At 67.3% G+C, this 7,751-nt stretch carries 8 protein-coding genes; 4 read left to right on the top strand and 4 right to left on the bottom strand.

The features are described from left to right. Positions 1 to 407: 407 nt before the first annotated feature. The 3 genes from ACYQ2W_RS24645 to ACYQ2W_RS24655 form a co-directional block, all read right to left on the bottom strand. Complete coding sequence (locus ACYQ2W_RS24645; RefSeq protein WP_459873392.1) at positions 408 to 713, bottom strand: TusE/DsrC/DsvC family sulfur relay protein; 306 nt, start codon at positions 711 to 713, stop codon at positions 408 to 410. A 58-nt stretch (positions 714 to 771) separates the two neighbouring features. After that, entirely contained in the window at positions 772 to 1,104 is a 333-nt protein-coding gene (locus ACYQ2W_RS24650; RefSeq protein ID WP_459873394.1) for a type 1 pili tip component, read from the bottom strand. 252 nt (positions 1,105 to 1,356) lie between these two features. Beyond that, positions 1,357 to 2,925, bottom strand: a complete 1,569-nt coding sequence (locus tag ACYQ2W_RS24655; RefSeq protein ID WP_459873396.1) for an inorganic phosphate transporter — start codon at positions 2,923 to 2,925, stop codon at positions 1,357 to 1,359. 284 nt (positions 2,926 to 3,209) lie between these two features. On the opposite strand from ACYQ2W_RS24655, the gene aroE reads away from it, so the two are divergent. After that, positions 3,210 to 4,031 (top strand): shikimate dehydrogenase, encoded by an 822-nt coding sequence (aroE, locus tag ACYQ2W_RS24660; RefSeq protein ID WP_459873398.1) that lies wholly within the window; start codon positions 3,210 to 3,212, stop codon positions 4,029 to 4,031. Positions 4,032 to 4,241: 210 nt separating this feature from the next. Here the strand turns inward: aroE and ACYQ2W_RS24665 are convergent, their stop codons facing one another. Next, positions 4,242 to 4,499, bottom strand: a complete 258-nt coding sequence (locus ACYQ2W_RS24665) for a type II toxin-antitoxin system HicA family toxin (protein WP_459873401.1) — start codon at positions 4,497 to 4,499, stop codon at positions 4,242 to 4,244. A gap of 360 nt (positions 4,500 to 4,859) precedes the next feature. Here ACYQ2W_RS24665 and ACYQ2W_RS24670 point away from each other — a divergent pair, with 360 nt between their 5' ends. The 3 genes from ACYQ2W_RS24670 to ACYQ2W_RS24680 all read left to right on the top strand — a co-directional run bounded on the left by ACYQ2W_RS24670 (position 4,860) and on the right by ACYQ2W_RS24680 (position 7,613). After that, positions 4,860 to 6,194, top strand: a complete 1,335-nt coding sequence (locus tag ACYQ2W_RS24670; RefSeq protein WP_459873403.1) for a DEAD/DEAH box helicase — start codon at positions 4,860 to 4,862, stop codon at positions 6,192 to 6,194. 19 nt (positions 6,195 to 6,213) lie between these two features. After that, positions 6,214 to 6,966 (top strand): pseudouridine synthase, encoded by a 753-nt coding sequence (locus tag ACYQ2W_RS24675; protein ID WP_459873405.1) that lies wholly within the window; start codon positions 6,214 to 6,216, stop codon positions 6,964 to 6,966. Between the two features lie 245 nt (positions 6,967 to 7,211). Continuing rightward, positions 7,212 to 7,613, top strand: coding sequence for a tetratricopeptide repeat protein (locus ACYQ2W_RS24680; RefSeq protein ID WP_459873407.1), 402 nt, complete (start codon positions 7,212 to 7,214; stop codon positions 7,611 to 7,613). Positions 7,614 to 7,751 lie beyond the last annotated feature (138 nt).

The raw sequence follows: 7,751 nt of genomic DNA on the forward strand, positions 1-7,751 counted from the left end.
AGCGTGGAAACGAGAGGGGGACAGTGGGTTGATCTTGGTTTTGCTCGCCATACTTCTTTCGCCTGACGCCTGACATCCCCACTTACCGCCCATTGTTAATGTTCTATAACGGATTAAGGGCTAACTCTCTGCTGCTAAGGGTTTTTTCGGGGTTTTCCACAAAACCTGTGGATAACTTTGTGGATAGTCCCTGGGAAACGGCCGCGAAGGCCGCCACCACGGGGCTTGGAGTCGGGTTGGCGAAATTTTCGTCAACCCAACTACCGATAATGAAATCAATCAGTTAAGGAATATAAGCGAATGCTGATTAGTTGATGATGCAACCGCGGGGCAAATCAAACGCTCGGTTGTTGATAGGTGTGTATAAGCACCCTCCGGGGGCTTGCATGCGGGCGTGAAATATGCCGCTACATGTAGGCCTTCGCCTCTTCGCCGGGGTTGGGCAGGCCGGCCAGGCGCCACGCCTCGCGGGGGGTGGAGAAGAGGGCGTCGAGGCAATGGTGATCGAGGCCGCAGACGTGGCAGACGTGGCCGAAGGGGGGCAGGCCGCCGCAGTGGCGGTAGTGGCGGCGCAGCTCGCCGATCACCGTCCAGTGGGCATCACTCAGCTCGCCGAGGCCGTCGCGGCGGGCGAGGCTGCGGGCCAGTTGCCAGTCCCAGCGCCGCGGGTCGTCGAGGAAGCCGTCGTCGTCGAAGTGGGTGAGGGTGGTCATTGCACATCTCCTACGCATGGGGCGTCGTGACGAATATCGGTGAAAGCGCCATCGATCCTCAGTGACTGGTGCCGGATAGCTCCTTGCGGAAGTGGCGGGTGAGGTCGCAGAAGGTGGGGGTGGGGCCGACGTCCTCGAAGATCGGGTCGCCGAACTCGTCCTCGGCCACCACCCGCTGGCCGGGGACGTAGGGGAGGGCCTTCTCCACCTCGTCGAGGGCGGCGCCGATCAGCTCGGCGAGCATCCGCGCCTCTCCCCGGCCGGGATACATGGCGTTCAGCGCCGCCAGCCGGGCGGCGTCCCTTAGCGGCAGTTGCACCTCGTAGCGGTTGTCGCCGCGGGGAGCCTCGTCGCTGTTCTGCCAGCGTTGGATCAGCGGTTTCAATCCCATGGTGGCGCGCCTCTTTTTGGGTGGGTTCCCCCTGAAGGCTATGTGCCTGAGTATTTTTGTCAAGAATAGCGGCGGTCGGAAGTGCCAGACCCGCGTTGCGGCGCTCGGCCCAAGGGATCACCATTACGGCCAGGACGGCCGGTATGCGGCGGGAGGGCAGGACGCCCGGAGCCGCCGGCCGCGCACCGCGCCTTGGCCTGGCACTTCCGGGGGGCGCTTTCGCGGCCGATTCATCCATAGTCCGACAGGCTCCTAGGGCAGCATCATCCCGCGGATGGTGTAGTAGAGCAGCGCGGCGAGCAGGCCGGAGACGGGCACGGTGATCACCCAGGCGGCGGCGATCTTGAGCAGGTGCGAGCGCTTCACCAGTTCGTGGCGGTAGACCTTGCGCAGCCCCTTGCGTTCTTTCTTGGTCAGGGTGGTGGCGGCCGATTTCTGCTTCAGCCGGCGCAGCATCTCCCCCTTCTCGGCGATCGAGGCGCGCTTGAACTCCTCGATGAACGCTTCCACGACCTTGTGATCTTCCGCCGGGTGGTGCTCCTTGATCTCGTCGATCATCTTGGCGTAGGTGATCTTCAAATATTCGCGCAGGAAACCGACGCCGAACACCCCGCCCACCGCGATGTGGGTGGAGCTTACCGGCAGCCCCAGCTGGCTGGCGACGATCACGGTGATCGCCGCCGCCATGGCGATGCAGAAGGCGCGGGTCTGGTCCAGTTCGGTGATCTCGGAGCCCACCGTGCGGATCAGCTTCGGTCCGTAGAGGGCGAGCCCGATGGCGATGCCGAGTGCGCCGACCATCATCACCCACAGCGGGATCGCCGCCTTCTTCGCCACCCCGCCGTGGAGGATCGCGTCGTTGATCGCCGCCAGCGGGCCCACCGCGTTGGCCACGTCGTTGGCGCCGTGGGCGAAGCTCAACAGCGCTGCGGCGAAGATCAGCGGCAGGGTGAAGAGTGAGTTGACCCCCTGCTTGTCGTTGCTGATCCGCCCGGCGGCACGGGCGACCAGCGGCCGCACCACCGCGTAGACCAGCGCCGCCAGGGCGGCGCCGATCAGCGCCGCGGTGAGGAAGTCCACCTTCCAGATCTTCTTTACCCCCTTGAGCATCAGGTAGGTGCCGAAGGCCCACGCCATCACCGCCACCAGGATCGGCACCATCCGCTTCGCCGCCTCCGCCATGTCGGCGCGGTAGGTGATGGTGCGTTTGATCAGGTAGAGAAATCCGGCGGCGATCAGCCCGCCCAGCACCGGCGAGATCACCCAACTGGCGGCGATCTGCCCCATCTTGCCCCAGTTGGCGATCCCCAGCCCGCCGGCGGCGATGCCGGCGCCGAGCACCCCGCCGACGATGGAGTGGGTGGTGGAGACCGGCGCACCGACGGCGGTGGCGATGTTGAGCCAGATGGCGCCGGCGAGCAGTGCGGCCATCATCAGCCAGATGAAGGTGTCGGCATTCGCGATCAGTGCCGGGTCGATGATCCCCTTCTTGATCGTGCCGACCACGTCGCCGCCGGCAATCAGTGCGCCGGAGGCCTCGAAGATCGCCGCGATGATGATCGCCCCGCCGAGCGTCATCGCCTTCGATCCCACCGCGGGGCCGACGTTGTTGGCAACGTCGTTGGCGCCGATGTTCATCGCCATGTAGCCGCCGATCATCGCCGCGGCCACCAGCAGGAAGCCGCCGGGGACGTGGCCCATGCGCATGCCGGCGAACAGCAGGATGGCGACGATGAACAGCAGCGCGGTGCCGAGGCGGAACAGCTCGGGGCGACCGAAGTGGGTGGCGTTCTCGATCTGGTTGAGGTTTTTGAGCTCCATGGATCACCTTGGGTAGGGGGAGGGGGGCGGAAGACGGGTTGTCCGGGTTCGAGTGGGTCGCCGTCTACAGGGGGACTGTCGGTCAATGAATGGCTGTAATGAATTATTCACCAAAATTTAACGTAAATATTTTCACTGTTCGAGCATAGTAAGAGGTTTTTTGTTGTCTACTCCCGCCGTGAGGGTGATCGCGCCATCCTGCGCCCCCATCCCCGATCCGCCCCATCGTCTTTCGCCCCTCGTGCTACATTCCTCCGCCGACACGCCAACCCGGAGGAGTCCCGATGACCGACCGCTACGCCGTGATGGGCAACCCCATCGCCCACAGCAAGTCCCCCGCCATCCACGCCCGCTTCGCCGCGCAGACCGCGCAGGACCTGGAGTACCGGGCGATCCTCGTCGAAGAGGGGGGGTTCCCGGCGGCGGTGGCGGCGTTCCGCGCGGAGGGGGGGCGCGGGCTCAACGTCACCGTGCCCTTCAAGCAGCAGGCGTGGACCGCCGCCGAGCGGCGCTCGCCACGGGCCGAGCGGGCCGGCGCGGTGAACACCCTGCGTTTCGATGACGATGGGACCCTCTACGGCGACAACACCGACGGCATCGGTTTGGTGCGTGACCTGACGCACAACCACGGGGTTGCTCTGGAGGGGCGGCGGGTGTTGATCCTCGGGGCGGGCGGCGCGGTGCGTGGGGTGCTCCAGCCGATCCTCGAGCACCGTCCGGCGCAACTGGTCGTCGCCAACCGCACCGCTGTCCGCGCCGAGGAGCTGGCGCGGCTGTTCGCCGATGCGGGCGAGGTGGCCGGTGGCGGCTTCGATCTCGCGGCCGAGCCCTTCGACGTGGTGATCAACGGCACGGCCGCCAGCCTGCAGGGCGAGGTGCCGCCGATTGCGTCGGCGCTGCTCGCCCGCGGCTGTTTCTGCTACGACATGATGTATGCCGCGGAGCCCACCGCCTTCCTCAGGTGGGCGATGGGCCACGGCGTGGTGCGTGCGGTCGATGGGCTGGGCATGCTGGTGGAGCAGGCGGCGGAGTCGTTCCACCTGTGGCGCGGGGTGCGCCCCGACACCGCCCCGGTGATCGAGGCGTTGCGCGAGGCGATGAAGTGAGGAGCGGCGGGTGTCTCGTATAGGGCGCCCCCGGTGGGCGCCATGGACTGTCCGGGAGCGAGGTGGTTTCGTTTCGCACGGCGCCCGCGGGGTGCCCTATGCGTCAAGGTCGCAGGGAGGGGGCGCACGGTACAGGCGGAGGCACCGGTCTCAACCCGACAATGGCGCGCGCGTACCGTTCTCCCGCTGTGTCTCCCGCCCCACGACGCCTCAGTGGGCGCGGACGCCGGCGGAGGCGAGGAATTCGCGCAGGTGGTGGAGTTCGCTCTTGCCCATGGCGGCGCCGTGGTGGGGGCGGTGGAGGACGTACTCGCGGCCGTTGAGCCGCGCGGTGACGGTGGCGCCGCGGGTCTCGATCAGCTCCGCTCCCAGGTGATTGAGCAGCGCCTCGATCTCCTTCCAGTGGATGTTGCCGCTCATCTGCGGGGAGAAGAGGGTCTCCAGCACTTTTTCGTGTTTCTTGCTCATGGCCCTAAATGTAACCTCGCGCTGCGATTTTGCCTATGGGGTGGCGGGAGCGGATTCCGGGTGGGGCGAGCGCCCCGTTGCGCCTCCGATGTGGAGCGGTAGCGGATAAATATTAGCGGGAAATAATATTCTCCTCGCATTGCGCGGAGGGTTCGCGTATAGTCCGCCCCCTGCCTGCTGCCGCGGTTTTGCGTGGCGGCGGGTTCGTCTCTGACCTCTCCACCGGATTCTCGATCCGGTTTGCTGGTTTCCAGGTTGGTGACGTTTCCGTCTCCTGGAGCCTGGCGTCCTTCGCCACGATTCCCTGAGCTCATTTTTTTTCGACGATTTCCGCCCGCCGGGTGGAGAGGGTGTCCCCTTTTGTCTACCAGTCCGTCCTTTTCCGACCTTGATCTCGATCCCAAGCTGCTGCGTGCCGTGGAGGCGTGCGGTTTCACCGACGCCACCGACATCCAGCGCGAGGCGATTCCGGTGGCCCTCGCCGGCCGTGACCTGATGGCCTCGGCCCAGACCGGCACCGGCAAGACCGCCGCCTTCGTGCTGCCGACCCTCAATCGCCTGCTCCAGCCGCCGAAGACCCGGGGCCACGGCCCGCGGGTGCTGGTGCTCACCCCGACCCGTGAGCTGGCCACCCAGGTCAGTGAATCGGTGGCCGAGCTGGGCCGCTTCCAGCGGCTGCGCTTCACCTCGGTGGTGGGCGGCGTACCGTATCCGCCGCAGATCCGCATGCTGAGCGCGCCGCTGGACATCCTGGTGGCCACCCCCGGGCGGCTGATGGACCACATGGAGCGCGGGCGGGTCGACTTCTCGCGGTTGGAGGTGCTGATCCTCGACGAGGCGGACCGCATGCTCGACATGGGCTTCGTCGATGAGGTGAAGAAGATCGCCGCGGCGACCCCGTCCGATCGCCAGACCCTGCTCTTCTCGGCGACCCTGGAGGGGCCGATCGAGGCGGTGGCGCGCGAGCTGCTGAACGACCCCGCGCAGGTCCAGGTGGCGGGGGTGAAGGTGCGCCACGAGTCGATCGAGCAGCGCCTGCACCAGGCCGATGATCTCGATCACAAGCACGCCCTGCTCGATCGGCTGGTCAGCGATCCGGAGCTGAGTCAGGCGGTGATCTTCACCGCCACCAAGCGGGCCGCCGACGAGCTGGCCGACCTGCTGCGCGAGGCGGGCCACCACAGCGCGGCGCTCCACGGCGACATGCAGCAGGGCGCGCGTCGGCGCACCATCGAGCGGATGAAGCGCGGTCAGGTGCGGCTGCTGGTGGCCACCGACGTGGCCGCCCGCGGGCTCGACATCAAGGGGTTGAGCCACGTCATCAACTTCGACCTGCCGATGGCCGCCGAGGACTACATCCACCGCATCGGCCGCACCGGTCGCGGCGGCGCCTCGGGTACCGCCATCTCCCTGGTCGGGCCGCGCGACTGGGGCAACGTCCAGCGCATCGAGCGGCTCACCGGCCAGAAGGTGGAGCGCCACGTGCTGGAGGGGCTGGAGCCGCGTCGCCCCGAGCCGCGCCTCGGCGGCCGCGATGGCAAGCCGGGCCAGAAGAAGTTCTTCAGCAAGGGTGGGCCGCGCCGCGGTGGTCCCAGCGGGGGCGGTCCCGGCGGCGGCAACGGCCGGCGCTCCTTCCGTGATGGCGGCGACCGTCGCGGTTCGGGCCACGGCCGTGGCAGTCATGCCCCGCGCTGAGTAGCGCGCCCGCGCAGCCGTGGCGGCGCCTCCGATCCTTTACCGGGACGAGTGGCTGGTGGCGGTGGACAAACCGTCGGGGCTGCTGGTCCATCGTAGCGAGATCGACCGCCGGGAGACCCGTTTCGCCGTGCAGCTGGTGCGCGATCGCCTGGGGCGGCGGGTCTATCCGGCCCACCGCCTCGACAAGCCCACCTCCGGGTTGCTGCTGTTCGCCCTCTCGCCGGAGATCGCCGCCCGTCTCGGCGCCGCCTTCAGCGCGGGGCGGGTGAGCAAGCGCTATCTGGCGGTGGTGCGCGGTTGGTGCGACGAAGGGGGGCGGGTCGACCACCCGCTGAAGGATCTGCCCGACGGGGTGAGCGAGTATCGCCGCAACGGCGAGCGGGCGCCGCTCGCCGCGCTTACCGACTACCGCAGGCTGGCGACGGTGGAGCTCCCCTACGCCGTCGACCGTTTCCCCTCCAGCCGCTACTCGCTGCTCGAACTCACCCCCTCCACCGGCCGTAAGCATCAGCTGCGCCGTCATCTGAAGCACCTCTCCCACCCGATCATCGGCGATGTCCGCTACGGCAAGGGACCCCACAACCGGCTGTTCGCCGAGGCGCTGGGGTGCCGGCGGCTGCTGCTGCATGCGCTGGAGCTGCGCCTGGAGCATCCGGTGAGCGGTGAGCCGCTGGTGCTGCGGGCGCCGTTGAGCGGCTGTTTCCGGGCGGTGGTGGAGCGGTTGGGGTGGGCGGAGGTGGTCGGTCCCCAGGTTAAAGGCGAGAGGTAAAAGGTCAAAGGTCAAAGGTCAAAGGTCAAAGGTCAAAGGCAAGACCGCCCGGATACGGTGGGTGCGGATTTCAGGTTGCGGTGGTCGAAGCGTGCGGTGGGGTGGGGACATCGTTGCAGCAGGCACGTCGCCCTTTAACCTTTGACCTTTCGCCTTTAACCTTCCTTCCGATACCCACGACCTCGGGGTCGTCCCTTGCGAGGCCGACAACCCCGTCGCCAGATCGACTGCCGAAGGAGCGCCCCATGTCCCGAATCCTGACCCTGCTGGCTGCCCTGCTGCTCACCACCGGCGCCTTCGCCGATGCACTTTCGGAGGGGCGCGCGGCCCTGGAGCGGGGGCGCCACAGCCGTGCCCTGGCGCTGCTTACCGAGGCGGCGGAAGACGATGTGCGCGAGGCGCAGTTCCTGGTAGGCAAGATGTATCTGGACGGCGAGGGGGTGGAGCGCGACGTGCCGACGGCGCTCCACTGGCTGGAGCAGGCGGCGGCCCAGCGCTACCGTCCGGCGAACATGCTGTTGGGGAAGATCTACGCCAGTGGAATGGGGGTGCCGATGGACGCGGAGAAGAGCACGGCCTATCTGAAGGCGGCCGCGGAGCCGAAGGAGCCGGCGACGGTGGCGGAGGATGATGCGGATTGTGAGTGAGGCTTCAGGTCTCCGGCTTCAGACGGAGGGCGGAGGGGTTGACTAAGGTTTACCCCCCTTCCGCCTGTTCGGATCTCTGGTTACGACGCTCTGCGTCGTAACCAGGAGCCTTGGACGCTCTGCGTCCTGGAGCTAGGC

It is taken from the genome of Endothiovibrio diazotrophicus, from assembly GCF_054657215.1.